The sequence below is a fragment of the Streptomyces sp. NPDC008125 genome (assembly GCF_042957125.1).
Taxonomy (GTDB): domain Bacteria; phylum Actinomycetota; class Actinomycetes; order Streptomycetales; family Streptomycetaceae; genus Streptomyces.
Genome location: NZ_JBIBHR010000035.1, coordinates 1 through 26085 on the forward strand (window position 1 = coordinate 1; position 26085 = coordinate 26085).

A 26085-nucleotide genomic window follows, 5' to 3' on the forward strand; every position below is an offset into this window, starting at 1 on the left:
TACTTCATGAAGTCCCCGCCGGTGCAGTACTTCGACGACGAGGCCCGCGAGAACGTCGAGAAGTTCATCGCCGGTGAAGTCGAGCGCTAAGCAGTAGCTGTCTGACCTGCGGTTATACCGCTCACTGGTCAGAGTGTTGCCAGAAATGACCACGCGCCCCGCACTCAGTCGAGTGCCGGGGCGCGTTGGTTTGCGTTGGTCCTAGGAGGCTTGCGAAGCTCTCCCGAGCTTGATCATCTCCCAGGATTCTCCCCGGTCTCCCCGCCCTACGGCGGGCCGCCGATCCGCCCCGGGGTATACCGCTCACCCCGAATCGCAGCGCGAGCGGCTCGGCTCTCCTCTTCACGGAGGACACAGCTGCTGCACATCAGGAATTCAACCTGCGCGACGGCCGCGACGGCCGCCACCTGGCGCCCCTCGTCGCCACAGCGGAAGCACGAGCCTCCGCGCCGCCAGCGGTACGGCGCGAGCATGTCGCTCGGTCCGTACCGCGGCGGCAGTACCGCGGTGGGCGCTCCGGCAGGGCGCCTGTGGCTCTGGCGCTGACGCTCTCTCACCGGTGCCCCCACGGGTAGGTCAGCCCCAGCCGATGTCGTCCGTCGACGGCGTGGGAGTAGGGGTCACGGTGACCGTGGCCGACGTCTCCTGAACCGTCGTGGGCGCCGGCGCGGGATCGGCGGATGCCGTCACCGCTCCGGCCACGACGGCGCCCATGCCGAGGATGCCCACCCCGAGGGCGAGGCCGAGCCGTGCTCGAATACTGGTCATGATCGTTCCCTTCGGTAGATCTTCCGTACCGAAGGATCTTCTCTTTTAAGCAAACCAGTGCATAGGGTTTCGGGGGTTCCGGAATCCGAAGTTGCTGATTCCGGAGATGCTTACAAATGGGGGAAGAATGGGCGAAGTTGACGATTCGGCCGGTCGAACATTGCGTCCCGAGGATGCCGAAACATACCGCTCGGTCGCTGCTGGAGAGCAAGCTACCGACCCCAAATCCGCTCGGCGACTGGCCGAACTTGGCCTCATAGATCAGGATCCGTACGCCCCAGATCGCTACCTGGCACGCGACCCCCACGGCGTCGCCCGCGAGTCGCTCGCCCAAGTGGCCGGAACCCTCGCCGCGGCGGTGACCACCCTCCGACAGATACCCGTCATCGAGGAGTTCGGCACGCAGTTCCAACCGCATCGGTGGTACGGCGGCCCCGGCAGCGAGTTCCTGGCAACCCAAGCACTGATGAACGCAAGGATCGAGCCTCTCGCGAATCACGCAACGACCGAGCTGTTCACGGCACAGCCGGGCGAGCCGGCAGATCGAGACCCGGAGGTCTTGCGGGTCGGCGTCGAACACACTGCCGCTATACGCCGGCGTGGCGTCCGGGTGCGGACGATCTACACGTCCCGCGCAGTGGACCACGAGCAGACTGCAGCCCATGTGGACCTTCTCGTGGACGCCGGGGTCGAGGTCCGCGTCTACGCGCGCCCGTTCCCGCGGATGGTGGTGGTCGATCAGCGTCATCTGTTCATCGACAATCTCGTGGTACCGGAGGCTGCGCCTCACGCGGGCTGGCACGTCTCCGACCGGAGCGCGGTGGCGTGGGGCCGCAGCATCTTCGGGATGCTCTGGGACCGGAGCACTCCATGGCAGCAACTTCCTCGCGCGACCGCCGATGCGGCGAGTACAGCGCGTCAGCGTGCCATCCTCCGCGAGCTCGAATCCGGGTACTCGCAAACGCAGGTTGGCCAGCATTTCGGCCTGAGCGAACGGACAATCGGTGTCGCTCTGGCGGACCTCCGCGACCGGCTCGGAATGGCCACCCTGTACCAGCTGCTGGTCTGGTGGGGCCGCACAAAAGAACGCGACCTGCCGTAGGCGCCGGAAACAGAAGAGGCCCGCTGACGGCCCACCGCGCGAGAGGCGGTCGTCAGCGGGCCCCGGCTCGGGAGCCGTCAGCGGCCCGCTACGCGCACGCCCCGCACTTGCCGCAGACCCAGGTGGTCGAACTCGTCGGATTGCCGGCGTCGTCCAGGTCGACCGTCTTGTACATCGTGCCGCCGCAACCGGCCGTGCAGCCCTGCGTCTCGATTCTCTGTCCCATGCGTGCCTCCATCTCATCGGTGATCTCGCGGTCAAGCAGCGCTGGCCCGTCCAGGTGAGCGAGCGCGCCGTCCAGGAGGTGCAACGCCATCTGCAGCTGTCCCTCCCGAGCTTCGATCACGGCCGGACTGTCCCCGGCCGTGGCGGTCCGTGAACACGTCGTGCAGCGGAACGACGTGTCGCTGTAAGCGGCCATCGGAGTGCGGCAGTGAGGACACATCACGGCCCTATCCTGCTCGCTGTCGGCGGTGCTCACCCTCGGTGCGGCCGGTTCGGCGGAGCGAGCGCCACGGCGTCGAGGGCCCGGTGAAGCACTCCCCGCTGGCCGGTGCGCACGGTGCACTCCGGGTCGCCCGACGCGTGCGCGTACATGTCCTCACGGGCGCCGGAGGCGGAATGCCCCTCGGCGGCGACGATCGCGTTGCCGGTGATCGCGCGGTCGCAGTCGACGCAGATGCGGGTCATCGGCCCACCTTCCAACGCCGGCTCATCGTTGCCTCGGTGACGCAAGGTTGGCCGGAGCGGCACCGTGCGCACCGCCCGGTGTGGATGATCAGCGCGCGGTATGCGCGGTCTCCGGCGGTCAAGGGCTTCTCAGTGGTAGTCACCTGGCCACCGCCGGAGCCTCGGGCACGACTCGGTACAGAACCCGATCGCCACGACGCTCGGCGCACGCGGCGTGTGCAAACACGGCAGTGCCGGAGCCGGAGGACGCGATGTGCATGCGGACGCACACATCAGCGCCGGCCTTCGGGCAGTACGTACATTCTCGATCGCTCATCCGCTCATCCCTGGGTGGTCGTGCGGTCAGATCACACAAGGGTGAGGGCGTTCTCGGGGATCCAGGGGCGCACATTGCACCCCTTCGACTACGCGGCGAGGAGACCGAGTTGCACCGCGAGAGCCGAGGCGCGGCGCCGGCGGTCAGGCGACTTCGCCTGCGTCTCCTCCAGGACAATGCGCTTCGCGTATCCGTTGTACCGGATGGTCTCCGGGGCAGCCTCGTGCGCCTGCGCCAGGGTGGCGAGCGCTACGTCGGGCTGTCCGTCGAGCTGGTAGCCGCGCGCCTGCTCGATCCGGTGTCGAGCACGGCGCGGCCGGGACGGAATCGTCGTCGCGTCGGCAGCTGCGGCTTGCCTTACCGACTCGCCGCCGGCGTGCAGCTCGACCGCGACGGTGACCGCGTGCGCGCCCATGATGGCCTGGCCGAAGCTGGTCACCGGGTGGAAGTAGTCACCGGGGAGCCTGCGGGCGGTCTGCCGTGCCTCGTCCCAGTGCCGCCACGCCGTGCCGGTCTCGCCCCGGCGCGCCGCCGTGTAGGCGGCTTCGAACTGGAGCGCCCCGGAGATCGCCCGAACCGGTTCGGTGCCCTCGCGAAGGAGCGGCTCCAGGTAGCGCAGCGCCTCCCCCACCACGTGCTCGGCTGCGTCGTAGTGGGCGCGGTCGCGGTGTGCCTGCGCGGCCAGCCAGGCGGCGACGCCGATGGCGTGCGCGTCCTCGGACTGCTGGGCAGCGATCATCCCGCGCTCGGAGACCCGCCACACCAGCGCGGGGTCCGGCTGGTACGAGAGAAAGAACTGCGCGAGCGCGTAGACCTCGGCGAGGACCGCTTGTGCCGCACGCCACGCTGAACCGGTGTCTGCCTGCCGAACGGCCGCCTGCGCGTCCCTGATCAGCGCGGGGAGAAGTGCGCCGACTGTGTCGCGGTGGTGCGGCGAGGTGTGCCGAGCGGCCCACGCACGAGCGAGGCGGGCGGAGAGGTGGCCAGCGGTGGGTGCGGCGTAGCCCTGGCCTGAGGGGAAGGCGTCGATCGCGGCGCGCACCGCGGGGAGCCGAGGATGTCCCGGCCCGGTAAAGAGCGGCATTGGGGTCTGGTCTCCGGTCAGGTCGGAAAGGGTCTGCACCCGGAGAACCTCAGCAAGCCGGAGAACGACCTCCAGGCGGGGCACGCCCCGGCGCCCGGTCTCGATTCCCTTCACCCATGAAGCGGAGCGGCCCATCAATCCGCCCAGCTGGTCGCGGGTCACGCCCCGGCGGGTGCGGAGAATTTGGAGCCGCTGACCGAAAGCAATCGGGTCTGTGTGCGGGTCCGGGGTAGCATCGAACGGCATGGCCTTGCCCCTCTCTGTCCAGCTCGTCACTGCCAGGGTATGGGGCAAGGCCCTTTCTGCGCGCCCGACATGAAGAAGAGCCCCCCGCGCCGGCCGGAGCCGGGGCGGGGGGCAGTGTTCAGCGGGCGTCGCGGGCGGCGACCAGCTCGGGGGCCATCGGTACGAGCGGCATCCCGGCGGCGCGGAGCCGCTCGTCCTGGACGCTGATGTGGTCGAGCGCCAGGCCGAGGAGCCGATCCGTGCGGTCGGCCCGGGTCCGGGCCTCGCGCTCCGCGTCTTCCAGCGTTCGGAGCCGGCCGTGCAGCGCCGTCATCTGGTCCTGGAACCACCGGTACATCTCGGGGCTGACCGTCCACGTGCCCTCCGGCTGCGGCGGGGCTCCCGGCAGGCCCTCGCCGTCGACTTCCTGTTCCTTGACACGGGTCCGGCCGAGCCAGGTGCCGCCCACCGTCCCGAGCGTGGTGACGACCACGCACGCAAGTCCGAGCCAAGTGCTACCGGTTTCCACGGGCCACCACCACCGGCACGATCAGGCGCGGCCGCGTCAGGTACGCCACGATCGAGATCCCGAGGGCGTGCGTCGCCCACGGGGCGACGGCGCCCCAAGCTGTCGCCGACGTCCCCGAGGCGCCGCCGAGGGCGTACGCGAGGGCCCAGAGCAGCGGCGGTGCCATCGCGGCCGCCACTCCGGGAAGATCGCGCCCCGGGCGGGCGACGGCGTAGGCCAGGGCGACGGCCCCGGCCACGATCCACGCCCATCCCCACACCGGCATGGGGGCCAGGCCGAGGAGGACCTGGATCCCGCGCACGGTGCCGTACCGGGGCTGCACGGCCAGACTCGCACCGTACGAGATCCAGGCGATGCCGGAGGTGGCGAGTGTGAGGCCGCGCCAGCTGAGCCGGGCCCAGGCTCGGCGGGCGAGCGCGGCCCCCGTCACGACAGGGCCCGCGATCCGCTCGCGAGGCCGGCCGGGTCAACCGGGTCAAGGGCCGGTTCGAGGTCCGGGTACGACGGCGGCCGCGCCCACCCGAGGGCCAGACCGGCGATGGTCTGCAGGACGGTGCCCTGTGCCCGCTGACCGGCGATCTCCAGGACCCGGAACAGGAGGTAGTACACGAGCGCGGCCACGAGCGCCACGGCGCTCGTAACGGTCGTGGAGTCGATGTCGAACCCGGCCGACGCGGCGAGGGTGAGGAGCCACCCGGCGGCGAGCGGTACGACGGTGCGCATGGTGGAGATAAACAGACCGGCGCTCATGCCGGCCTCCCTTCGGTTGGTGGAGTCCGGCCGCGACGCGGTCGGTCAGACGTTGGGGACGTGGAGTGCGGCCCACGAGGCGGGGCCGGGGATGCCGTCGGCGTCGGACCCCGTGTAGCCGAGGTGGCGCTGCCAGGCAGCGACGGATTGGCGGTCAGCCTCCGACCAGGACGGCCCCGGGCCGACCTTGTACCGGCCGCAGCCGACCGCCACGAGCCGCTTGCCCATGGCCGTGATGATCGGGCTGGTGCGCCCGGCCTTGAAGAAGCTGGCGCCGGGGAACGGCTCGTACGTCGGGGCCGGCTTCCCGGTACCCGCCGGGGCTGTCGGCGGCTCGTCCTCGAGGCGGTCGGCGATCCGCTGGCGCATCGCGTTCATGGTGAAGCCGCGCGGGTCGACCTTCCCCGGCTGCCACTCCAGGTGCCCGATGACCGAGCGCTCGTCCCAGTCGTGCGCACGGCAGATCGCGGCGGACGCCCGCTCGATCGCCAGCAGTTGGGCGGCCGGCCACGGGTCCTGGCCGTCGCCGAGGTTGATGCACTCGAAGCCGTAGAAGTGGGTGTTGCCGTCCGTGTTGGCCTCGTTGTCCGCGGGCAGCGCGCGCTCGGCGATGACCGCGGCAAGCACGTCGTCGTCGCCGAGCCCGGCGTGGTTGGCGCGGCCGTTGCCGACGAGGTGGACCGTGCCCTCCTTGTCGATGACGCCGTGGCACAGCGGACCGGGGAGCTCGGAGTGCCCGGAGTAGCAGAGCTCCACGGAGCTCGCGACGCCGGTGGTGACGGTGTGGTGGATCATCACGCCGTTGACCGGCCCCCAGGGGCCTTTGTGGTCACGGTTGTTGGTGCGCCAGCTCTTGTACTCCACGACGTTGAGGCCCTCGGCGCGGAGTGCCTTGAGCAGTTGATCGGCGGACAGGGGCGTAGACATCAGCTGGCCCCCTTCACGACGCCGGACTCCTGCATCACGGTGAGGGACTGGGACCGTCCCCAGCTGATGCTGGCCTGGATGTCCGTGCCGACCGGCAGCAGGGCGGCGACGGCGTCCTTGACGGCCCCGACCTTCTCGCGCAGTGCCTCGTCGGTCCAGGCGTCGACCTGCGCCGGGGTGAGGGCGTACATCAGGGATATGCCGCCGTCGAGGCTGGCGACGGCGACGGTGCACCGGTCATACCCGGCGTCGTACTCCGGTGGAGTGATCATGGTTGACCTTTCTGTTCAGGGGGTCAGGTGAGGGCGGGCGCGCCGGTGAAGTCCGAGGCGGGCCCGACGTCCTCGGTGCTGATGTAGGCGGTGTTCGTCGTGGACGCGTTGACGGTGACGAGGCCGCTCCCGAACGCACGACTGATCGTGCCGACCAGAGAAACCGTCAGGTTGGTCGAGCCCGTGACGACGAAGACGTTGCCGAAGTAGAAAGCAACGTTGGCCGTGCTCGGGAGCGGGAAGCGGAAGGTGTCGAGCAACAGCGATCCGCCGAGGGCGGCGCGTCGAACGCGCAGCTGGCAGTCCGTGTTGGCGATGGTCGCCACGGCCAACCCCTTGAGCGTCACCCGGTAGGCGCGCCCCGCCTTGAACACGGCGGGGGGCGTGGTCAGCCATACCGTCTCTACGCCGCTCGGGTCCGCTGTCGCGTTGGTCGTCAGCGCCGTGTAGCTGTGGTGGAAGGGAGCGCGGGCGTTCTCCGTCGCGGCGATGATCCGCTCCCCGGCGAGCCGGATGTCCGGCATGGTGGTGCCTCCTCAGAGTGCGTAGACGGTGGGGTCGGCGAGGCGGACGTCGGTGCCGCTGCTCTGTGTTTTCACGATCCCGTTGACGGAGCGGGTGACCGTCCACGTCTGCGGGCTGGTGGTGCCGGTGATCCCGGTGACCGTGACCCGCTCGCCCCCGACCACGGCGTCAAACGGGAAGCTGCTCGGGTGGCTGGCCGTGGTGACCCACCGGGTGCCGTCCGTGTACGCCACGGACAGGGTCGGTGCGGTCGAGCTGGCCGCCGCAGCGAGCTGAGACCCGCCGGTGTCGTACCGGCCGCGCACCGCGTCGTCGTACACGCCGACGGTCCACGGGCGCCCGGGGGCGGTGGTGAAGACCACGTCCCAGGTGTACCGGCCGAGGGTTTCGGTCTGCCCGCGTGCGAGGAGAAGCGCGGGTTCCGGCGGGAGCCAGTGGGGCAGGTCGTCAATCCGCAGGACGTCGCCGAGCTCCAGGCCGAGCACGGCCGGGATGAGGCGCGGCGCTGCATGCAGCATCACGCGCACGGACGGGTACCGGGGCTCGTCCACGGTGCCAAGGTGCGCCAGCCACCCGGCGATCTGCGGGGCCTGGTCGTCGCTGCCGAGCGACAGAGACACCGACGTGTCGTAGACGCCAACACCCCCCTGCTCCGGAGGGAGTGTCGACAGCGGTCCCGAGGTGATTTCTACCCGCCCGGATCCGCCGCCCTGGCGTTCCACGGTGACGTCGTTGCGGGTTGCCTGGTCGTCCTCCACCGGTTCGAGCTCGCGCGACTCGCCCGGTGCCGTGTAGCTGAGGATCAGGCCGGGCGGCTGGTTGTAGAGCGAGGTCCGGTCCCGGTAGTGGAGCGCGAGGCGGTCGCGGCGCTCCAGCAGCAGGCCGCCGTCGGTGGCCTCGCAGTCCTCCAGCAGTACAAGAAGTTCCGCTGGCCGTTGTGGGCCCATGGCCTCGGACGCGGTGGTGGCGTCGCCGTCCGTCCACGTCAGCGGGAGCATCGGTTCCTCTGCTGCCAGCCGCCCCATGCGGTTGATTGCGGATTCGCCGTCGTAGGCGGTGAGCGCGCCGGCGAACGCCGCGGTAGTCGATGCGCCGAAAACGCTGATGTGCCCGATGGCCATGCCGTCGAGCGCGGCTGCGTACCCGCCCTCGGGACCGCCTACGGTCCGGACGCGGCCGATGGTGCCTGAATACGAGGACCCGAAATGCCCGGGGGTGCCGCCCACGTCCTGCCAGTAGATGTCCCATTGGACCGTCGTGCCGACCTGCTCCAGCTGCAGCCATACGGAGTTCCACTGCGTGTACAAATCCAGGCCGGTGCCGATGTTCGCGGTCACGATGTCCGCGCCGGCGGCGTCCCGGCCGAGGATGCGCGACCCGGTGGACGACTGCTGGATGAACCACTCGGCGATCGTGGCGCCTGCGCACGCAATCCGCATGAATGTGTACATGACGCTGTTGGGGCTGTCGAGCCGGTACACCCACTGCACCCGCCACCCGGTCGGCGAACCCGTCGGCGCGGGCACGGACCCGGTCATCTGTGCCAGCGCCCCGCCCTCACTGGCCAGGACGGGCAGCGGATCGGAGGACGCCAGCGTGCTCGCGGACGCCCAGGTGGCGCGGGTGAGTTGAAGGGGTCGCACCCCGACCAGCGGACTGGACGCCGCCGTGGCGGCCGCCCCCTCTTCCATCGGCCAGTACGCCAGCAGCGAGGCCGCCCGGGGGATGCTCCGGCGGAGCGTCGAGGCCAAGGGTTTCCGCCCCTGGCCGAGGCGTCGCAGGATGCCGGACGCCTCGATCGGTACGTACACGTCGCGGCCCGACGCGTCCCACTTCGTCGGCCAGGTGGCCACCTCGCCGACGAACCGGTACGCCCGGTTGGAGACGCGCGCGGTCCCGGTCACCGACCATGCTCGGGACGCCGAGTCGGTGAAGGACACGGCGCCCTCGGCCAGAGCCCGGAAGTCTGGGCGAGCGACCACCGCGCCGCCGATGCCGGACCGGACTTCCGCGCGGTGGATCAGCCCCTGCACCGGGGCGTGGCCGTTGATGGCCACGGGGGCGATCTGAAGGGGCGCGGTACCCGCGTAGATGCTGGTCGTTCCCGTGGTCGTGTAGGTCCCGAACCCGGTCCACGCGCTGTCCAGCGACGTTGCCCAGTACGCGGCGGCGGTCCACCCGCCGGCCCCGTTGTTGACATCGAGAGTGGCTCGGAGCGCTGCACGACGCGGGAGCGCGGGCAGCCGCCACTGAACGAAGAAGTTGGCGACCCCGTCCGTGCTCCAGTACAGAACCAGCGTGTTGTTCTCCAGCCGGAGCGCGTAGCTGCGCTGCGCCGTGGCGGAGGTCCACTTGCCGATCAGGGTCTGTGCGCTGGGCGTTGTCCAGTCCGCGGTCACCTCTACGCGCAGGTCGATGTCCCCGGTGATGTCGAGGGCTGCGACGTCCGGGGTGGATGCGACGCCGGCCGTGGTTCCGTCGAGGGACAGGTAGGACTCTGGTCCCGGGACGGACACTCGGATCGGGGTGTTGCGGCCGATCCGCCCGAAGTACGGGGACAGAGGGTTTCGCGGACTGAACCGCCCGTCGCGGTTGTTCAGGGTGAGCGTGGCGCGTCCCGGGCCGACCTTGCCGGTTTCCCCCTTGGCGCCGCGGGTGATCGTGATCGGATCCCGTTCGTACACGCGGTTCGTGATGTCGGTCCACGGGCCGCCTGCCGGGTAAATCTCGGTACGCCGGTCCAAGGGGAACGCGGTCATCGGGCACCTCCCAGGAGTAGTTGGACGTCGTCGCGGCCGTCGGTCCGGACGGCGCGCTGCAGGGCGGACACGATGAAGCTGCTCGCGGCGGATCCGTCGTCGCGGATCTCCAGCACGGTGCGGCTGGTGCCGCCGGTGGCGCGTACGGATCCGGCGACGGAGCGCATCATCCCGTCGAGTTTCGACAGGGGGAGTACAGCTTCCTGCTCGGTGCCCTCGCCGATCATGGCGAGGGTCGGCCCGGTGGTGAGGCCGCCGTCGGCTAGGTAGGGGATGTTCGGGGTGCCGAGGGTGAGGCTCGGAATGTGGATGCCCGCGATCGACCCTCCGCCGATGGTGAAGGAGAGCCCGTTCCAACCGGCGATCAGGTTGTTGACCATGGACCGGAAGCTGTCCGTGATGCCGTCCCACATGCCGGAGGCGGCGGAGCGGATGCGCCCCGGGAGTCCGGCAACGAACGCGATCACGGACCCGAACCAGCCGCTCACCTTGCCCGGGATCGCGCCCAGGAAGTTGACGAACGCCAGGATGCCGGCCACGGAGTCGGCGACCTGGCCGACCACGTAGTCCCAGGCGGCGAGGGCCAGCGCCTTGACCAGCCCCCAGTCGTGGGCGAACGACGCGATGATCGCGCCCCAGGCTGCGGCGAGCTTGCCGACGATCCAGTCCCAGGCGGCGCCGGTCGCGGCGGCGATCTGGTCCCAGTAGACGACGATCAGCACGATGATCGCGATCAGGGCGATGATCCCGGCGATGATCCAGGTGCCCGGGAACGCCCAGAGTGCGGTGTTCCAGGCCCACTGGGCGACGACGGCGATACCGATGGCGGCCGCCAGTCCGACGAGGATGGGGGCGAGGACCTTGATCAGTCCAGGGTTCTCCTTGAGGAATCCGGCTACGGCGCTCAGGGCCGGGGCCAGGTACTCGCCGAGCGTGGTTGCGACGGTTCGCATCAGGGAGTCCCACGCCTGTGCGGGACTCGCGGCCATGGCGGCGTTCGCTGCCTCGGCGGCGCCGGCCACGTGCGCCATGCCGCCGGAGGTCGCGGCGGTCGCCGGGTCCATGGCCCAGAGTGCGTCGGCGCCCTCACCGGCCATGTCGCCGAAGAGCTCGACGGCCAGGGCGGACTGCTTGCCCTGGTCCTTGACGCCGCGCAGCGCCTCGATGGTGGTCTGCAGGGCGGCTTTCGCCGGGGCGCCGCCCGTGTGGATGTCGGCCAACATCTGCTTTGCAGGCAGACCGAGGCCCTTGAAGGCGGCGGCGGCCTTGCCGGTCTCCTCGGACGTGATGCGCTGGAACTCGTGCAGCACGTCTCCGGCCTGGTCGATGTCCCGGCCGCCGGCCTGTACGTACTGGGACATCATCCCGAACGCGTCCTTCGCGTCGAGGCCGATCCGCGCCCAGTGCTTGCCGTACTCCGTGACGGTGGCGGGGATGTCGGCGAGCATGCTCGCGGGCAGGGACTGGGCGGCGACGGTCAGAACGTCGAACGCTTCTTTGCCGTCCTTGGCGAGGCCGTTGTGGATCATCGCGGCCGCGGCGTTCGCGGACTCGCCGACCTCGAGCTCGAAGGTGTCCGCGAGCATCAGGGCCGATGTGGTCATGGACGTCAGGTCGGCGTCGGTGACCTTGCTCATCCCGCCCAGCGAGGAGACGACGGCCTGGATGGACTCGTTCACGCCGTCGATGGACTCGCCGAACCCGGCGCTGAAGACATCTCCGGCGACGGCGCCGGCGCGCGCCGCCTCCTGTTCGGACAAGCCGAGTTGGCGGGTCAGCCGGGAGTTCGCCGCGCTGGCGTCCATGGCGTTCGCCAGGCCCGCGGCGAAGAGGCCGCCGACGGCGGCGCCGGCGGCGGCGGCCTGGATGCCGCCGAGGCTGGATTCCACCTCGGCGGCGGCGCCCTCCGCCCCGCTGGTCAACTCGGCGGTGTCGATTCCTACCGTGACGAGGAGCTCTTCGAGGGTCACCGCGGCCTCCGTTCAACGCGCTGGGTGGTTGCGTTCGTGCGGCTGGTGAACTCGTGGGCGACGGCGAGCATCTGTCGCCAGTCCATTGGTTCGCGGGCGGCGCCCTGGTCCCACTTCTGCAGGAAGTCCTGCGGTTCGCGGGCCCGTTTGCCCTTGCCTCGGGCCGTGTTGGAGACGGTCGCGGTGAGCGTCGCGAAGAGAACGTCCAGGCGCTCGGGCCCGATGGGTCCGGTCACGTGCTCGTACGCCATCCACTCGGCGAGCTCTTCACTGCTGCACCGGGCGAGGAGCTCGGGCACGGTGCATCCCAGCGCGAGGGCTAGTCGGTGGTAGAAGCGCCGCTCGGGGCGGCGCCGGAGTTTCCCGCCTTCGCCTCCACGTCCTCTTTGCGGAGCGCGGACAGGCGCTGCGCGACCTCGAAGAGGCGGTGCAGTACGGCGCCGTTCTTCGCCCCGAGGGCCTTGACGTCCCGGTCGGTGAACAGGCGCTGGAAGTCCTCGCCCACCAGGCTCTTCGCGAGCAGCCGGGCGGACTGGTCGGCGAGGTTCATGCGCTGCACCGACCCGTTCGGGCCGAGGACGACGAGGCTGGCCTGGTAGGCGTTGCGGTCGGTGCCGGACAGGGCGAGAACCCTGACGGTGCCGTTCCACTCGGGCACGGTCACGTCCTCCCACGACCGGTCGTCGGCTGCAGTGATCTGGTCAGCAGTCAGCAGGGTCATCGGGCTGTTTCCTCTCGGAGTTCACGACGTCCACGCGCAGGGCGGTGAGCGCCAGGTAGACGCAGGGCATTTCGTCGGGGTCGACGGGGACGGTCACGGAGTCGCGGGCGATGACGTCCGCGCGGAGCTCCACGCCGTCGATGACGATGCGGGCGGTCAGTCCCTCGCGGACGACCGTGATCAGCTCGGCGGGCATCAGGTGATCACGGGCTTGCCGGAGACCTTGAAGGTCAGGGAGGCGCTGGCCTTGTCGTCGTACGGGGCCTCGGGCTCGAAGCCGGTCAGGATCGCCGGGAACTTCCACTCGGTCGCCGCCTCGTCCGGAAAAACGATCTTGTAGTTCCGGGGGTTGGCGTCCTCGAAGTCGCCCACCAGCACGTCGTGCAGCGTGGGCTGGTAGTTGACGTCGGCGCTGACCTCCCCGGGGTCCTTGAGGCCGCCGACGAATTCCATCCAGCCGTCCTCGCTCCCGTGCGAGGTCACGTCGATGGTCTCCCGGGACAGGCCCGGGGCGGAGAGGTTGGTGACGTCGGCGATCTCCTCGAACGCCTCCGAGGGAGTGGCGCCGTCGCCGCGCAGCAGTTTGGTACCGAAGCCGTCCATACCGGCCATGGGGTCCTCCGGGCATGCAGAGAGCCCCGGCCATAACGGCGCGGGGCTCGGTGGGTGTGGTGGTCAGTGCTGTTCGGTGACGATCCGGAAGCGCAGCACGAGGTGCCGGATGTCGCCGGGGGGTTCGGGGTCGGTGAGGGTCTGGGAGAACTCGAACCGGGTGGCGATCCAGTCCAGGCCGGGGATGGCGAGGGGCTGGTGGTCGAGTAGGTCCGTGACCCGGGCGCCGATGCGGAGGACCTCGGCGTAGCCGCGGTAGCGCGACCACACGTGCAGGGTCGCCACGGTCTGCCGGCCGAACCCGCCGTGCCGGTTGTCCGGCGTCTCAACCGCCTCGCCGACCACAAGGAACGGATACGGGACGTCCTCGGGGGTGAAGTCGTACACGCCGTTGATCAGGGCCGACAGGCCGGTGTCACCGCGCAGGGCGGCGACCAGGGCGCCCTGGACGGGCAGCATCGGGAACGGAGCCGTCGTCATCCCAGCGCCCTTCTGACCTCGGCCTGGATCCGGGCTCCGATCCGGGCCCGCTCCGCCTCGGTGGCCGGGCCGAGCGCCGGCCGGGCCGGGATCCGGCGGGTGCCGAATTCGTGGATGCTGGCGTACCGGTCGTCGCGGTCCCACCACCCGATTTCCGCGACCAGCTCGCTGTTGCGGGTGCGGACTTTGACGCTGTCCCGCAGGTTTCCCGTGTCGACGCGTACGGCCCGGGCGGTGTCGTCGCGGATCGCCTCGGCGGACTGGACGAGGGCCCGGTGGCACGCGGCCCGCAGCGTCGGGGCGAGCTCCTCGAGGCGGTCACGCAGCGCGTCAAGGCCCTGGACGGAGACCTGCACGCCGCTGCTGCGGGTCTGCCTCCGGGGGCCGCCGCGGCCCCCTCGTCGGCGGGCCATCAGCGGGCGGCCTTGCGCCGGTCGCGGCGTGCCTGGGAGAGCTCGGCCGCGATGGCGAGGAGCGCCCACCCGGTGGCCGTTGCGGGGTCGCCGGAGGTGAGCGCGGCTTCGGCGATCTGCCGGCACTCCAGTGAGTCGGTCGGCAGGGGCAGCCTCGGAGCGGTGTCCGTCATCAGGTGTTCTCCTGTTCTCGGAGTTCGCATTCGGCGCGGCGGTACAGGGGCGCCGAGGGGGTGACGACGGACAGGACCCGCAGGACCTGGCCGCCGCCGCGCAGCTCGTCGCCGCGGCGTACGTCGGCGGACGGCTGCAGGTAGACGGTGTGGGAGTGCGGGACGCCGCCCTGCTGGGCGAGCACCCGTTCGGAGGCGGACGGCTGGTCCACCTTGGCGGGGACGGCGCCGGTCTGAACGTGGGAGGTCTGTTGGCCGCCGTACCCGTCGTCGGTCGTGACGGTCCGCCATACGGTCAGCTGCCGGTTGAGGAGATGCGCGATGTCCACGGGCCCCCTACCGGCTGGCCGGGCCGCGCGCGTACGGCTCCAGGATCCGGTCCTCGAATTCGGTCAGGGCCTGCCCGGTGCGCGCCTTGTCGTAGGACACCGAGTAGTCGCCGAGCGACTCGGACCCCACCGCCTCCTTCGGGTTCACCCACGCCCGGGCGGCGACCTGGACGGTGACGCGCGCGACGACCTCGGGGACGGGGTCGTACCCGTGGGTGCAGGTGACGGCGATGTCGGCGTCCAGCGGCCAGCGGCCGCCGAGTCTGCGCAGGATGCCGTGCCGGTTCCACCGGTAGCCGGCCGCCTCGAGGGCCGTGCCGTCCACGGTCACCGAGGCGACGCCGGTCACCGGCATTTCCGGCAGGTTCAGCACGGGGTACCCGTTGCCGACCAGGTGCAGCACGTCGTCGTGCACCTGGTCGACGTGCTGGCGCAACCCTCCCCGGACGACGGTCTGCGCCGCCGTGATCGCCGCGGCCGCCTGCTCCTGGTCGATGGTGTCGAGGCGCAGGAGGATGCGCAGGTCCTCGGGTGAGGCCCATGGTTCTGCCACGACGTCCTCCTGCCTACGTCTGCGTACCGTCGTCGCCGGGGGCCGAAGCGTCCGGCGCGGCCGGGGACGCGGCGGCGGCCTTGCGAGGAGCGCGCCGCGTCGCCGCCTGCTTCCCCGTCCTGCCCGCGGTGCGGCGCTCCTCGGGGGCGGCCTCGGCGTGGCCGGCGGCGATCCACCCGCGGGCCAGGTCCTCGGCGACGTCGACAATCTGACCGCCTTGGGCCCGCAGCCCGGCACCGTCGGAAACGCTGCCGGGGGCGATGATCCGGATCCTCATCAGGACGCCTTCATGACGAGGATGCGCAGGGCCTGCGGGCGTACGACGTCGCCGCCGACGCGCTTGCGGATCTTCCAGCCGATCATGCCGTCCTCGGCGTACAACTCGGTGAGAACCTTGACGGTCATCCCCTGCCGGTCGTAGATCCGGTATCCGGCGTTGAAGTCGCCGAACGCGGCGGCCCGGGCGGACGCGGCGACGGCGGCCATGTCCTCCTGGTTCTCGATCGCGTAGCCGAGGAACGTGTTCGGGCGGCCGGCCTGGTTGGACGGCTGCCACAGGTACTGGCCGTTGTCGTCCTTCACCAGGGACAGGGCGAGCTCCGTCACGGACGGCAGCGCGAAGCGGCCGTTGCGCCGGTACTGCGCCGGGGTGGCGTAGATGAGCCGCTTCATGTCGTCCACCGTGATGGCGGCCGCCGCGCCGGCGGTGACGGTGGGGACCCCACCGGCCGCCGTCATGAAGCCGACCGGCTGGTGGTTGGCGTGCCCGGTGCCGATGGTGAACGTGGTGTCCTCCGCCTCCGCGCACGCCCGGGCGAAGCTGTCGCGGATGAAGGCGTCCAGGTTGACGTCGCTGTCGTCCAGCTCGTCCTCGCCGACCTTCGCCAGCCCGTAGAGGTCCTCGATGTAGGTGTACTCGTCCGTCGGCGTGGACGGCATGGAGTCGGCCAGGGCCTGCTCGTTCGTCTCCAGCTTGCCCCAACCCACGGTCACCTCGGACAGGGACCGGCGCCGAACCCGGTTGGTCGTGACCGACCGCTGGGAGGCGAGGGGGCGCATGATCGTGAGGTCCGGGAGGGACCGGTTGATCTCCGTCTCCAGGTCCTCGGGCACCAGGATCTCCCCGGCGGTGTTCTCGACCAGGGCGCGCTGTTCCGGGGCCATGCGCGGCAGTCCGCGGCGCAGGGCCTGGAAGAACGCCGAGCGGCGTTCGGCGGCACGCTGGTCCTGTCCGCCCCGGCCGCCGTCGTCGGGCCGGTTGCGGCCGCGCTCGATCGGCTCGGCCATCTGCGCGGACCGTGCCTCTTCGGCCTCCTGGCGCTCGATGCGCTCGGTCAGCGACCGGAAGTCGGCCTCGTGCCGGTCGTAGCTCTGGCGCTCCTCCGCCTCGAGGCCGCGGTTCGCGGCCTCGGCGGTTTCGGTGATGGCCCGCATCGACTCAACGACGCCGGCCCGCTGCTGGCGCAGCTCCACGCTGGTGGGCATGGGTTCTCCTCATGATGGGTGGGTGGGTCCCGGGCCGGTCGGCCGGGACGTGTCAGAGCTGCGCGAGCAGTTCGAGCTCACGGAGTCGGTGGCGGGCCCGCTCGTGCGGGTACGCCTGGGGGCCCGGGGCGGACCGGTCGGCGGCCTCCAGGAGCGCGCCGAGCGCGTCGTGGGCGTCGGCCACGAGCTGCCGGTTCGTCGCGGACAGGACCTTGCCCGCGCGGACTTCGGCGAGCGCCCGGGTCACGGCCTCGGGTTCGGGCGCGATGTTCTGCCCGGTGTGCCGGGCGGCCGCCGACCGGAGCTCGGCGGACGTCGCGGCGAACGCCGGATACGTCACCGCGGACACGTCGCCGCCGTCCAGGTCGATGCCGAACACCTCGTGCGTGTTGCCCGCCCACCCGTCGGCGGTGACCCAGAACCCGAACGACATCTGGTTGATGTCGCCGCGCTCCAGGGACACGGCCAGGTCGCGGGCGTAGGACACGTCGGCCATGTCGGCGTCCACGACGACGCCCTGCTCGTCCTCGGTCAGGGTCGCGGTGCCGGCCGCCGTACGGGCGAGCAGGAGGTTCGGGTCGTGGTTGATGAGGAACCGGACGTCCGGGGACTGGCCGAGGGTGCGGGTCGCAGCACCCGGCACGATGCGTTCGCGCCAGCCGCCCATGTCCTCGGACAGGGAGTCGTAGACGATGGCGCGGCCGCGGAACTGCAGGCGCCCCGCCGTGTCGTCGGCGGCCCGGATCTCAAGATCGGTGAGCGGGAAGGCCCGCACCTCACGTGTTCGCATTGGGGTCCTTCCGGTTGAACTGGAGTCGGCAGGTGCACCCGGCGATTTCGTCCACGCCGAGGCGGTGATCGTGCGGCCACCGGCCGCTCTTCGACCCGATGCTGAAGTCCTCGCGCATGCCCACGGTCTGGCCGTCCGCCCGGGCGTGCGTCTTGCGCGGGTTCGACGCCCACACCCGCCACGTCTTCGACGGGGCCCCGGCCTGCTTCGCTCCTTCGTGGCTTCCGAAGTTGCTCGCGTAGACGACGCGGGCCTGCGCCAGCTGCTTCGCGCGCGCCTGCGTCATCCCGTCGAACATCTTCAGGACGTCCTTCGGGGCGTTCGACACCGTGAACTGGTGGATCAGCTTCTCCACCGTGGAGGCGTTGACGTTCGCGGCCGTCGCCGCTGCGGACGCCGCCACCGCGGCGGTCGTCTCGGCCACGGCGAACGTGCCGCCGAGCTCGGCCGCCGTCGCCGCGCCCACTTCGCCGACGAGACCCGTGGCCAGGCGCAGCAGGATCTCCGTCAGCAGCTCGTCCTCGGCCACGCGGTCGATGAGCTCGGCCGCGCCGGCGCCCGGCGTCAGGTTCAGCGCGGACAGGACCCGCTCGCCCTGCTCGGCGAAGAACGCGGCGATCGCGTCGTAGTGGCGGGTGATCCAGTCGGGCAGGTCCTCGGGCGACGGGGCGTCGACCGGGTCGTCGGCCGCGCGGGTGCGCGGCGGTCCGGGGAGAGCGCGTTGCTCCGGCGGGGCGGTCTGCCCGGCCGGGGTCATGTTGAGCGGCACCACGTACTCGTCGCCGCCCTCGATGGGCGGCTCGTCCTCGCGGGCCCGGATGTCGTTGACCGACAGCCACCCCCACTGGCGGCCGAGCGCGTACCCGGCGTTGCGCTGCGCGGAGTCGCCGCGCAGCAGGGCGTCCGGGTTGAACTTCATGTACAAGTCCGGTGCGCCGAGGAGGCGTTGTGCGGTGCGCTCAAGGCGGGTCAGCCACGGCAGCAGGGAGTAGATGACGTAGCCGAGGGACTGCTGCTCGATGCCCGACCCCCAGGACGTCGACCGCTCCACGTCGCCGATCATGTGCGGGGGCACGCCGAAGATCCCGGCGATCTCCGCGCGGGTCAGCTTGTAGACCTCGAGGAACTGGGCGTCCGCCGGAGACAGTGTGGTCTTCTCCCACTTGGCGCCGGCCTCCATGACGGCCAGGCGGTGGGACTGGTCGAACCCTTCGTGCAGCCCGGTCCACTGCTGCGTCAGCCGCTCGTACTGGGCATCGTTCAGCGCGCCGGGCACGGACACGACGCCACCCGGGGACGCGTCCCGGGCGAAGAACCCGCCGATGTACGACGTCGCCGCCCACCCGGTGCCCACCGCCTGGCGGGCCATCCCGATGGGTGACAGGCCCTCCGCGCCGCCAAGGCCGAACGCCCGGAAGTGCAGGAAGTTTTCCGCCCGCACCAGGCCCTCGTCCTCCCGGATCGGCGCCCACTCGTCGTCGTCCAACGTGATCTTGTAGAACCGCTCCCCGGTCTCCGCCACGCGGCGCGGCTCCACGCTCGTCCACGCCACCGGCCACAGACCGACCGGGCGGCCGCCGTTGTTCCGCTCCACGTAGACGCCGGCGTTCCCGCGCACCAGCATCCAGCCCAAGACCTGCGCCCAGAACTCCCCGGCGGGCAGCTCGGGGTGCGCCTCGTACGTCAGGAGTTGGCCGAGCGGGTGATCGGTCAGCGGGGTGCGGGTGGTCCCGGCCCGCTGGTACAGACCGACCGGCAGCATGCTTCCCGTCTCGGCGAGGAGCCGTACGGACGAGAACACCGCGGCGACCTGCAGGGCGCGCTCCGGGGTCACCGACACACCGGCCGACGTCGACCGGCCGGTGAGCGCGGGCATGCTGCTGCGGCTGCGGCGCTGGCGGCCCCCGAGGAGGCGGCGGATCAACGGCATCAGCGCTCCTCCTTGCTCAGGTTCCCGGCGACGATCAGCGGCACGGACAGGCACAGCAGGGCCAGGCCCGCCCCCAGCGCCCCCCACAAGGCCGCGCCGACCACGACCGCCCCCGTGAAGGCGGCCGCCGCTCCCGCCAACTCACAGACCCATTGGGCGCGTTCGTGCATGGGCACCCCTCTCGGGTCATCCGATGATGCGGATCTTGGGTTCGGGTACTTCCTCGGGCTCCGCGCGCAGGAGGTGCATGGCGTAGGCGTTCAGCCCGGACGCGACTCCGTCGATGCGCTTGCTGCTGATCTGCCGGTCCGGCTTCACCGGCTTCACGTAGCCGTCCGTGTTGGTCTTCAGGCCGACGCTGTCGACGTGCCACCGCAGGATCGGGTGCCCGCCGTGCGACACCCGGTGGGAGAGCACCAGGCGCTCCAGCTGCTGGCACGGCTGGTTCAGGCCCGCGTATCCCTGCGAGACCTGTTCCATCTCCACGCCGGCGTCGCCGAGCTCCGAGACGGTCTCGGTCGCGTTCCACCGGTCGTAGCCGACGGCGAGGATGTTGAACCGGTTGGCGAGCTTGTCGGTGACCAGCGCGCGTACGGCCCGGTAGTCCACGACGTTGCCCTCGGTGAGCCGGAGCGCCGGGCCCTCGTGGGCGGCCGTCTTGGACCACCGCTGAAGTGGCACCTTGGTGCGCCGCTCGAGGTCTTTCAGGTTGTCCTCGGGGAGCCAGAAGAACGGCACCCACACGTGCGGCTCCTCCGGGTCGTCGGTCACCGGCGGGAACCACAGAGAGAACGCGGTGAGGTCCGTGGTGCTCGACAGGTCGAGGCCGCCGTAGCAGTCGCGGCCCTCGAGGGCGGACAGGTCCACGGGGACCGGCACGTTCGAGACGGGTTCGCGTGCGCACGCGTCCCAGTGGTCCATGGACAGCCACCGCGTCGTCTGCTTGGTGCGGACGTTCAGGTGCAGCCGCAGGTACCGGTTCAGCTGCTGCGGCGAGCGGGCCGCCTGGCGGGCCTTGCCGAGCAGGTAGTCGGCGAGCACGGTGACGCCGTAGCCGGGGTTCGCGGTGCGCAGCGTGTCCTCGGCGAACGGGTCGAACCCGTCGGCCTGGTCGTCGGCGCCGAACACGACGCCGTACACGGTGGCGTCCTCGGCGTGGCCGCCGGCGAGAGTCTCGATCTCTTCGCGCTTGGTGGCGTAGATCGAGCCGGTCTCGGCTCCGTCGTCCGCGGTCGTGATGAACACGATCAGCGGCTGCGCGCGGGATCCGGTGCCGGTCTCCAGGGCGTCCACGACGTCGGGGTTCTTGTGGACGTGGACTTCATCGATCACGCCGCCGTGCACGTTCAGGCCGTGCGCCCGTAGGCCCTCGGAGGACAGGGCCCGGAAGATGCTGTGCGTGATCGGGTGCTCAAGCAGCTTGCGCTGGATCCCGCGGCGGCCGAGCTTCTTCTTGAGCGGCGGCGAGCCGGACGCCATGTTCGCGGCTGCGCGGAACACGATGTTCGCCTGGTCGCGGTCCCCGGCCGCCGCGTAGACCTCGGCGCCGGCCTCGCGGTCGGCGAACGCGAGGTACAGGCCGAGGCCCGAGCAGATGGTGGACTTGCCGTTCTTCCGGGGGATCTCGAACCACACGGTCCGGATCACCCGGTACCCGTCCGGCCGCTTGAGGCCGAACACGGGGGCGATGAGGTAGCGAACCTGCCAGTCCATCAACCGGAACTTGCGCCCAGCGTGACGGCCGATCAGCTGCGTAAGCAGCAGGAAGAACTTCAGCACGCGCTCGACGGCGTCGGGGTCGAACCACGTACCGGGTTCGGCGGGCAGCGGGGTGACCAGCAGTGGTCGGCGGCCCTGCGTCATCCACTCCGTGGCGTCGACCAGACCGGCTTCAACCCAACCGGCGATGGCCTGGTCCAGCTCCCGCGTCAGCTGCGTGCGCAGCTGCTCAGTCGAGAATGCCTCCGTCCGCGTTCCCATCGTCGTCCTCCGGCTTCACCGAGCGGAGCCGCGCGGCCGGGGTCAGGAACAGTTCCTTCGCCAGCATCGCCGTCGTCGTCGCCGCCTCCCGCCAGATCTGCCACCCCGGGTGCTTCGCCGGGCCGTTGCCCGCGCGCCGCTCGGCCACCAGGTCGTCCTGCTGCAGCAGCTTCTCGGCGGCCGCGAACTTCGACCAGGCGGCGCAGTACGTGGTGAGCGCGGCGCGGTCCACCTTCGCCAGGACGCCGAGGCGGTCGAGCTCGGGCACGACGCGCCGCCACTCCGCCTTGGCCTCGGTGTCCAGCCACGTCGGCGGGGACGGAGCTCCGGGGCGGGCCGCGACCCTCTTCGGCGCGGGCCGGCCGCCGGGGTTGCCGCGCAGCGCACGGACGTTGTCGGGCTGCGGGATCGGGCCGCGCGTCCCCATGGGGTCCTCCTCCCGGGCCGCCGGGGGCCGTTCTCAGAAACGCGGTCGAAACTCGCGGTTGAGCGCGCGTCACCCCCGCCTGCGCTCGGGGTCCCCCCCACCGGCAAGATCACGGACCCCCCTGGGGGTCGGATCACCTCGGTGGGAGGTGCTGATCGGCTCGGTGGGTGCGCCACCAGGACTCGATGGCATCGATCGTACCGCCGGGGCGGCCGTCGCGTCTGGCCCTTCGCACGCACTCGTCCTCGGGGGTGGCGAGCACCACCACGGAGGCATCGGGCGGGGCCAGGCGCTGGCGGTCAGCCTGGCGCGGCGCGGTCGCGATGATCCACGCGCGCTCGACCGCGTGAGCGCGGCCGAGGCGTGCGGTCACCGCGTCCCGGGCCTCGGCGATGAAGGGGGAGAGGGGGGCGGGGTGATCCCAGGGGTGTGGGGACCCGAGGGCTTGGGCGAGGGCATCCCAGTCCACGACCAGGTCGCCGGGCTCGGCGCGGTCGCGGACGTAGGTGGACTTGCCCGAGCAGGGTGGACCGCACACGAGGGTGACGCGCGCGGTGGTGAGCCGCGCGGGCCCGTGGCCGGCGAACCCGGTCTCGCGCGCCGTCTTGGCGTCGTGGCACGGCTTGCACATCGCCTGCAGGTTCGCCCGGTCGAACGCCAGCAGTTCGTCACCGCGGTGCGGGCGGATGTGGTCCACGACGGCGGGGGGCCGACCGCACGCCGCACGGCACAAGGGCTCCTCGGACAGGACCTGGTCCCGCAGCGGCGCCCACCGGCGGTCGTCGTACACCCAACGCCAGTCCGCCCGCTGCTGACCGCTCGTACGGGCGTGAGCGGGCTTGCACGCCGGACACCGGCCCCGGGCGTCCCGGCGGGTGCCGCACGCCGTACAGCGGCTTGCGGGACGTGTAGGCACGGCAACCTCCTGACATGCCGAGGCCCGGCGATGCGGTGCGCACGGCCGGGCCGGTAGGTGTGCTGGCGACAGCGCGGCCAGGCTCCCGTCCTGGACGCTGAGGGCCGCTGCCCCTCCTCCGCGCTGTCGCCGAGCGGTGTCAGCCCTTGGGGTCCGGGCAGTTCATGAGGATGGCGGGCCAGGAGTCGCCCTTAATGCGGCCGCCGCTGTAGAGCTTGGACGCGGCCTCGTCCTTGGCCCACTCGCCCATGCAGACGTAGACCTTGTCGGCGTCGTCGCGGACGACGGTGATGCTGTAGTTCTGCATCGCGCCGCCGATGCTCTGGGCGTAGTCCTGGATCGCGGCCTTTGCCGTGTCGACGGTGGCGTCCGGCACGATCAGGTCGACGCTGCCTCGCTTCACCTTCTCGCTCTTGTTGGCGACGGTGTACGGCGGAGGCTTCGGCCCGTCCACGTTCTTCGGCTCCTGGTCGCTGCTGCTGCACGCGGTGAGCGCTGCGAGCAGGCCGGCCGCGATGAGTGCGGCGGCGGTGTTGCGGTTGCGCATGTGTCCCCCCGGACGGTTGGCGTCCAGTGATCGTGCCACGCCCTCAGACCTTCCTCATGCCGATGAGGCGAAGCGCGCGTGCCCGCGTGGCCACCTCGGCGCGCGCAACGTCGGCGAGCCGGTAGGTGCGGGTGCGCCCGTCCTCGGCGAGGCCGGTGGCGGTGAGGTGTCCGCGGGCGGCCCACTGGCGGATGGTGGCGGGCTGGATGTGGGCGGCACCGGCGGTGAGGGCCTGGCGGGCGCGGTCGGCGTGGGCGGCGGCCTCGGCGGCGGTGAGGTGGTCGATGTCCACCGGTCTCCCTCCGGACGCACGAGAGCCCCTGACCGCTGGTCAGGGGCTCTGGGGGCATACGTGTGGCGCTGGCGCCAGTGTGACGCTATGACTGGATCTTGTCCAGCGGGATGTCCTCGGCTGCGCGCAAGCGGCCCACGGCTGCGGCCAGGATTCGCTGGGAGCGTCGCTGTCCGATGTGCAGCTCGCGCTCGAGGCGGCGCCCGGACAACGGGCCGGTGGCGGCGAGGGCGAGGGCTCTGGTGATCAGTTCCTCGTCTCCGGGGCGTAGCGCAGCCGGGGGCGTGGCGTGCGGCTGCAGCTGCGGCGTTTCGTGCGCGTCGGCGGTGACGGCGTGGAGAGCGGGGAGCATCGGGGCCAGGTCGAGGTGCAGTCCTGTGCTACCGAGTGCGGGCGGTCGGCAGACGACGGGCAGCAGCCGCGTACCCACCGGTACCACGTTGGGCGGCAGGGCGGGTGCAGTCGGCTGCGCCGGAGCTGCGGGTGCAGTCGGCTGCGGTCGGCAGATGACGGGAAGCAGCCGCGCGGCTGCGGGGGGTGCGGTGAGGACGAGCGGCAGGACGTCGGCGGCGACAGCCGGGGGCGGGTTGCCCGCTCCGACCGCGATCCGAACCTGAGTCTCGGACACGGGCACCCCGTACTCAACGAGGAGCGCGGCGAGCTCCGCGGGCGTCGCGTCCGGGTGCGCGGACCGCACCTGGTGGACGGCGGCGAGCGGGTCCATCCGCCGCAGCTGCGCCCCGGTCACCCCGAGCGGGGTACTCGGGTACGGGTCCTCGGGTACGGGGGTACCCGCCCACGGGGAGTGCAGGGGTACGGTCGCGAGCTGGCCGGAGGTACGGCGGGCCGCGAGCTGCTGGAGCAGGCGGTGACGCTGCTCGCCGTTCGTAGCCGCGCCGGAGTCGGCGACGGCGGCGGCCAGGCGGCGGCGACGGGACGACGCGCGCCACCCGGTCGGCCGGAGTTCGAGGAGCGCGGCCAGGCGCACCGCGCGGGCGGTCGCCCGGTCCCGCGAGATCTGCTCCGCGGTACGGTCCCGGACCGCGAGCCCGAGGCGAGATAGCAGGCGCTCGCGGAGCTCCCGGCCGATCAGCGCGGGCAGTCCCGTGGATAGGGCTCCGGGGCGGCCAACGCGAACCTCCAGGCCCATGGCGAGGTGCCAGAGCAGCCCGGCGCCCACCGGCCCGAACGCGGCGCGGACGAGACCGCCCCAGACGCCCGACTCGCTGAAGGCGGGGACGATCTGAATGCCGGTGATGCACCAGACGAGGGCGCCCGGCACACCAGCGGTGCCCGCGGTCTCCTCGGTGGTGGTGGCGGCCTTGTTCGCGCGGGCCATCACGGCGCAGGCGAAGAGCGCGAGCTCCCCGGCCGCGAACATTACGGCGCGTTCGGTGCTGTCGGTCATCCCGAGGTGGTGCTCGGCGAACCGCCAGGAGGTGTCGCCGCTGTAGGCGGTGCAGACGGCGGCGCCGAGCCCGGCGGCGACGACGGACCCGGGCGGGAGGTCGAGGTGGCGGGCCGCACTGACGAGGGCCCAGACGGTGCCGACCGCGACGACCAGCAGGGCGGCGGTGAGCCCGGCGGCCAGCCACGGGTGGCCGGCCGCCAGGACGAGGACCTGGTGCAGGGTCACGCCGCCCCTCCGGAAGCCGGATCGGCGGCGGAGGGCACGCACATGGTCGCGCGGGTGGCGTGCGCGGCCCGGTTGGCCTGGGCGTCGGCGTAGTCGCGGGCGGCCCGGCGCTGGAGCTCGGCGACGCGCTCGGCGGCGGCCCAGCGCGCAGCAGCGTCTACGGCGGCCGGGCCGGCCTTCTTGAGGAGCTGCATGCCGTACTCGGCGCGGGTGATGGGCGCGGGCGGGCGCGGGTCGTCGACCCGGGGCATGTGGCGCAACAGAAGGGCAGAAGCGGCGGCGGCGCGCGGGGTCCCGAAGCCGTGGACGCTGGACGTCACGCGGCTGGCGTACGCGAGGCGCGTGACCTCGCGCATCGGGAGCGTGGGCCGGGTCGTCAGCAGGGCGGTTCCGATGGCGGCCATCAGGACGCGGGTGGGGTTGTCGAGGGCGGTCCGGGCCGCGGCGAGGGCCGCGTCCATGTCGGGGTCCGAGGCGAGGGTGAGGGGGGCGCGGCTACGATCGCGCATGGCTGTCCTCCTGGTGGATCAGGTGGGATGGCGGGCCCCGGCCGGAGGTGCGAACTCCGACCGGGGCCGTGTTGTCTGCGTCACGACCGTAGCGAGAAGTGTGGACATTGTCCACACCTTTCCGAGAGGATGCCGTCATGCCCGAGAACCCCGAATACCTGACGATTCCCGGGCTGGCGGCCCGAGTCGGACACAGCCGCAGCCTGATTCACCGCCTGGCCAGCACCCCGGCCGAGAAGTGGCCGGCCCCGACGTACCGGCCCGGGAGTACCAGGCCGATGTACCCGGTCGAGTGGTTCGACCGGTACTGGGCGCAGCGCCAGGCGGGCATGACGCAGGGGAAGCGGACCGACCTCAACCGCGACGCCTGACTGA

At 71.5% G+C, this 26085-nt stretch carries 35 protein-coding genes; 2 read left to right on the forward strand and 33 right to left on the reverse strand.

Translation table 11 applies throughout. The features are described 5' to 3' along the window. Positions 1 to 576 precede the first annotated feature (576 nt). Positions 577 to 768, reverse strand: coding sequence for a hypothetical protein (locus tag ACFZAX_RS33760; protein ID WP_390966525.1), 192 nt, complete (start codon positions 766 to 768; stop codon positions 577 to 579). Positions 769 to 895: 127 nt separating this feature from the next. On the opposite strand from ACFZAX_RS33760, the gene ACFZAX_RS33765 reads away from it, so the two are divergent. Further along, positions 896 to 1870 (forward strand): LuxR C-terminal-related transcriptional regulator, encoded by a 975-nt coding sequence (locus tag ACFZAX_RS33765; protein ID WP_390966527.1) that lies wholly within the window; start codon positions 896 to 898, stop codon positions 1868 to 1870. 88 nt (positions 1871 to 1958) lie between these two features. On the opposite strand, the gene ACFZAX_RS33770 is transcribed toward ACFZAX_RS33765, so the two are convergent. The 32 genes from ACFZAX_RS33770 to ACFZAX_RS33925 form a co-directional block, all read right to left on the reverse strand. Continuing rightward, positions 1959 to 2216, reverse strand: a complete 258-nt coding sequence (locus tag ACFZAX_RS33770; RefSeq protein ID WP_390966529.1) for a hypothetical protein — start codon at positions 2214 to 2216, stop codon at positions 1959 to 1961. 131 nt (positions 2217 to 2347) lie between these two features. Beyond that, complete coding sequence (locus ACFZAX_RS33775; protein ID WP_390966531.1) at positions 2348 to 2560, reverse strand: hypothetical protein; 213 nt, start codon at positions 2558 to 2560, stop codon at positions 2348 to 2350. 404 nt (positions 2561 to 2964) lie between these two features. Further along, positions 2965 to 4206: a helix-turn-helix domain-containing protein gene (locus tag ACFZAX_RS33780; protein ID WP_390966532.1), complete on the reverse strand. Its 1242-nt coding sequence runs from the start codon at positions 4204 to 4206 to the stop codon at positions 2965 to 2967. Positions 4207 to 4324: 118 nt separating this feature from the next. Continuing rightward, positions 4325 to 4714 (reverse strand): hypothetical protein, encoded by a 390-nt coding sequence (locus tag ACFZAX_RS33785; RefSeq protein WP_390966533.1) that lies wholly within the window; start codon positions 4712 to 4714, stop codon positions 4325 to 4327. After that, positions 4701 to 5144, reverse strand: a complete 444-nt coding sequence (locus tag ACFZAX_RS33790) for a hypothetical protein (RefSeq protein WP_390966535.1) — start codon at positions 5142 to 5144, stop codon at positions 4701 to 4703. Before ACFZAX_RS33790 ends, ACFZAX_RS33785 begins: the two co-directional genes overlap by 14 nt. Continuing rightward, positions 5141 to 5464, reverse strand: coding sequence for a hypothetical protein (locus ACFZAX_RS33795; RefSeq protein WP_390966537.1), 324 nt, complete (start codon positions 5462 to 5464; stop codon positions 5141 to 5143). The genes ACFZAX_RS33790 and ACFZAX_RS33795 overlap by 4 nt, the downstream gene beginning before the upstream one ends. Before the next feature lie 45 nt (positions 5465 to 5509). Next, positions 5510 to 6391, reverse strand: a complete 882-nt coding sequence (locus tag ACFZAX_RS33800) for a peptidoglycan-binding protein (protein WP_390966538.1) — start codon at positions 6389 to 6391, stop codon at positions 5510 to 5512. Further along, complete coding sequence (locus ACFZAX_RS33805) at positions 6391 to 6663, reverse strand: hypothetical protein (RefSeq protein ID WP_390966540.1); 273 nt, start codon at positions 6661 to 6663, stop codon at positions 6391 to 6393. The genes ACFZAX_RS33800 and ACFZAX_RS33805 overlap by 1 nt, the downstream gene beginning before the upstream one ends. Before the next feature lie 23 nt (positions 6664 to 6686). Beyond that, entirely contained in the window at positions 6687 to 7187 is a 501-nt protein-coding gene (locus ACFZAX_RS33810) for a hypothetical protein (RefSeq protein ID WP_390966541.1), read from the reverse strand. A 12-nt stretch (positions 7188 to 7199) separates the two neighbouring features. Further along, on the reverse strand, positions 7200 to 9947 hold the full coding sequence (locus tag ACFZAX_RS33815; protein WP_390966542.1) for a hypothetical protein: 2748 nt from the start codon (positions 9945 to 9947) through the stop codon (positions 7200 to 7202). Further along, on the reverse strand, positions 9944 to 11917 hold the full coding sequence (locus ACFZAX_RS33820; RefSeq protein ID WP_390966544.1) for a hypothetical protein: 1974 nt from the start codon (positions 11915 to 11917) through the stop codon (positions 9944 to 9946). Before ACFZAX_RS33820 ends, ACFZAX_RS33815 begins: the two co-directional genes overlap by 4 nt. Next, positions 11914 to 12216 (reverse strand): hypothetical protein, encoded by a 303-nt coding sequence (locus ACFZAX_RS33825; protein WP_390966546.1) that lies wholly within the window; start codon positions 12214 to 12216, stop codon positions 11914 to 11916. The genes ACFZAX_RS33820 and ACFZAX_RS33825 overlap by 4 nt, the downstream gene beginning before the upstream one ends. 20 nt (positions 12217 to 12236) lie before the next feature. Next, positions 12237 to 12638 (reverse strand): hypothetical protein, encoded by a 402-nt coding sequence (locus ACFZAX_RS33830; protein WP_390966548.1) that lies wholly within the window; start codon positions 12636 to 12638, stop codon positions 12237 to 12239. Beyond that, entirely contained in the window at positions 12619 to 12834 is a 216-nt protein-coding gene (locus tag ACFZAX_RS33835; RefSeq protein ID WP_390966550.1) for a hypothetical protein, read from the reverse strand. Before ACFZAX_RS33835 ends, ACFZAX_RS33830 begins: the two co-directional genes overlap by 20 nt. Next, positions 12834 to 13250 carry a phage tail tube protein gene (locus ACFZAX_RS33840; protein ID WP_390966552.1) on the reverse strand — a complete coding sequence of 139 codons (417 nt, stop codon included), beginning with the start codon at positions 13248 to 13250 and terminating at the stop codon, positions 12834 to 12836. The genes ACFZAX_RS33835 and ACFZAX_RS33840 overlap by 1 nt, the downstream gene beginning before the upstream one ends. Before the next feature lie 63 nt (positions 13251 to 13313). Next, entirely contained in the window at positions 13314 to 13730 is a 417-nt protein-coding gene (locus ACFZAX_RS33845; RefSeq protein WP_390966554.1) for a DUF3168 domain-containing protein, read from the reverse strand. After that, positions 13727 to 14086: an HK97-gp10 family putative phage morphogenesis protein gene (locus tag ACFZAX_RS33850; protein WP_390966556.1), complete on the reverse strand. Its 360-nt coding sequence runs from the start codon at positions 14084 to 14086 to the stop codon at positions 13727 to 13729. The genes ACFZAX_RS33845 and ACFZAX_RS33850 overlap by 4 nt, the downstream gene beginning before the upstream one ends. Positions 14087 to 14142: 56 nt before the next feature. Further along, positions 14143 to 14316: a hypothetical protein gene (locus ACFZAX_RS33855; RefSeq protein WP_390966558.1), complete on the reverse strand. Its 174-nt coding sequence runs from the start codon at positions 14314 to 14316 to the stop codon at positions 14143 to 14145. Beyond that, entirely contained in the window at positions 14316 to 14645 is a 330-nt protein-coding gene (locus tag ACFZAX_RS33860; protein WP_390966560.1) for a head-tail adaptor protein, read from the reverse strand. The genes ACFZAX_RS33855 and ACFZAX_RS33860 overlap by 1 nt, the downstream gene beginning before the upstream one ends. Before the next feature lie 7 nt (positions 14646 to 14652). Beyond that, positions 14653 to 15198: a hypothetical protein gene (locus tag ACFZAX_RS33865; protein WP_390966562.1), complete on the reverse strand. Its 546-nt coding sequence runs from the start codon at positions 15196 to 15198 to the stop codon at positions 14653 to 14655. 13 nt (positions 15199 to 15211) lie between these two features. Further along, on the reverse strand, positions 15212 to 15475 hold the full coding sequence (locus ACFZAX_RS33870; RefSeq protein ID WP_390966564.1) for a hypothetical protein: 264 nt from the start codon (positions 15473 to 15475) through the stop codon (positions 15212 to 15214). Then, on the reverse strand, positions 15475 to 16683 hold the full coding sequence (locus ACFZAX_RS33875) for a phage major capsid protein (RefSeq protein ID WP_390966566.1): 1209 nt from the start codon (positions 16681 to 16683) through the stop codon (positions 15475 to 15477). Before ACFZAX_RS33875 ends, ACFZAX_RS33870 begins: the two co-directional genes overlap by 1 nt. Before the next feature lie 52 nt (positions 16684 to 16735). Then, the gene (locus ACFZAX_RS33880) at positions 16736 to 17473 is read right to left on the reverse strand and encodes an HK97 family phage prohead protease (RefSeq protein ID WP_390966568.1); all 738 of its coding nucleotides are present in this window, start codon (positions 17471 to 17473) and stop codon (positions 16736 to 16738) included. Continuing rightward, a complete protein-coding gene (locus tag ACFZAX_RS33885; RefSeq protein ID WP_390966570.1) occupies positions 17460 to 19403 on the reverse strand; it encodes a phage portal protein in 1944 nt (647 codons plus the stop codon). The genes ACFZAX_RS33880 and ACFZAX_RS33885 overlap by 14 nt, the downstream gene beginning before the upstream one ends. Beyond that, entirely contained in the window at positions 19403 to 19573 is a 171-nt protein-coding gene (locus ACFZAX_RS33890; RefSeq protein WP_390966572.1) for a hypothetical protein, read from the reverse strand. Before ACFZAX_RS33890 ends, ACFZAX_RS33885 begins: the two co-directional genes overlap by 1 nt. Positions 19574 to 19589: 16 nt before the next feature. After that, on the reverse strand, positions 19590 to 21383 hold the full coding sequence (locus ACFZAX_RS33895) for a terminase TerL endonuclease subunit (RefSeq protein ID WP_390966574.1): 1794 nt from the start codon (positions 21381 to 21383) through the stop codon (positions 19590 to 19592). Further along, positions 21352 to 21810, reverse strand: a complete 459-nt coding sequence (locus ACFZAX_RS33900) for a phage terminase small subunit P27 family (RefSeq protein ID WP_390966576.1) — start codon at positions 21808 to 21810, stop codon at positions 21352 to 21354. Before ACFZAX_RS33900 ends, ACFZAX_RS33895 begins: the two co-directional genes overlap by 32 nt. A gap of 133 nt (positions 21811 to 21943) precedes the next feature. Further along, complete coding sequence (locus ACFZAX_RS33905; protein ID WP_390966578.1) at positions 21944 to 22600, reverse strand: AAA family ATPase; 657 nt, start codon at positions 22598 to 22600, stop codon at positions 21944 to 21946. A 265-nt stretch (positions 22601 to 22865) separates the two neighbouring features. Then, complete coding sequence (locus ACFZAX_RS33910) at positions 22866 to 23312, reverse strand: hypothetical protein (RefSeq protein WP_390966580.1); 447 nt, start codon at positions 23310 to 23312, stop codon at positions 22866 to 22868. Between the two features lie 4 nt (positions 23313 to 23316). Next, positions 23317 to 23565 (reverse strand): MerR family transcriptional regulator, encoded by a 249-nt coding sequence (locus ACFZAX_RS33915; RefSeq protein WP_390966582.1) that lies wholly within the window; start codon positions 23563 to 23565, stop codon positions 23317 to 23319. Positions 23566 to 23650: 85 nt separating this feature from the next. Continuing rightward, the gene (locus ACFZAX_RS33920; RefSeq protein WP_390966584.1) at positions 23651 to 25201 is read right to left on the reverse strand and encodes a hypothetical protein; all 1551 of its coding nucleotides are present in this window, start codon (positions 25199 to 25201) and stop codon (positions 23651 to 23653) included. Further along, the gene (locus ACFZAX_RS33925) at positions 25198 to 25710 is read right to left on the reverse strand and encodes a hypothetical protein (RefSeq protein WP_390966587.1); all 513 of its coding nucleotides are present in this window, start codon (positions 25708 to 25710) and stop codon (positions 25198 to 25200) included. Before ACFZAX_RS33925 ends, ACFZAX_RS33920 begins: the two co-directional genes overlap by 4 nt. Before the next feature lie 137 nt (positions 25711 to 25847). On the opposite strand from ACFZAX_RS33925, the gene ACFZAX_RS33930 reads away from it, so the two are divergent. Then, on the forward strand, positions 25848 to 26081 hold the full coding sequence (locus tag ACFZAX_RS33930; protein ID WP_390966588.1) for a hypothetical protein: 234 nt from the start codon (positions 25848 to 25850) through the stop codon (positions 26079 to 26081). Positions 26082 to 26085: the final 4 nt, after the last annotated feature.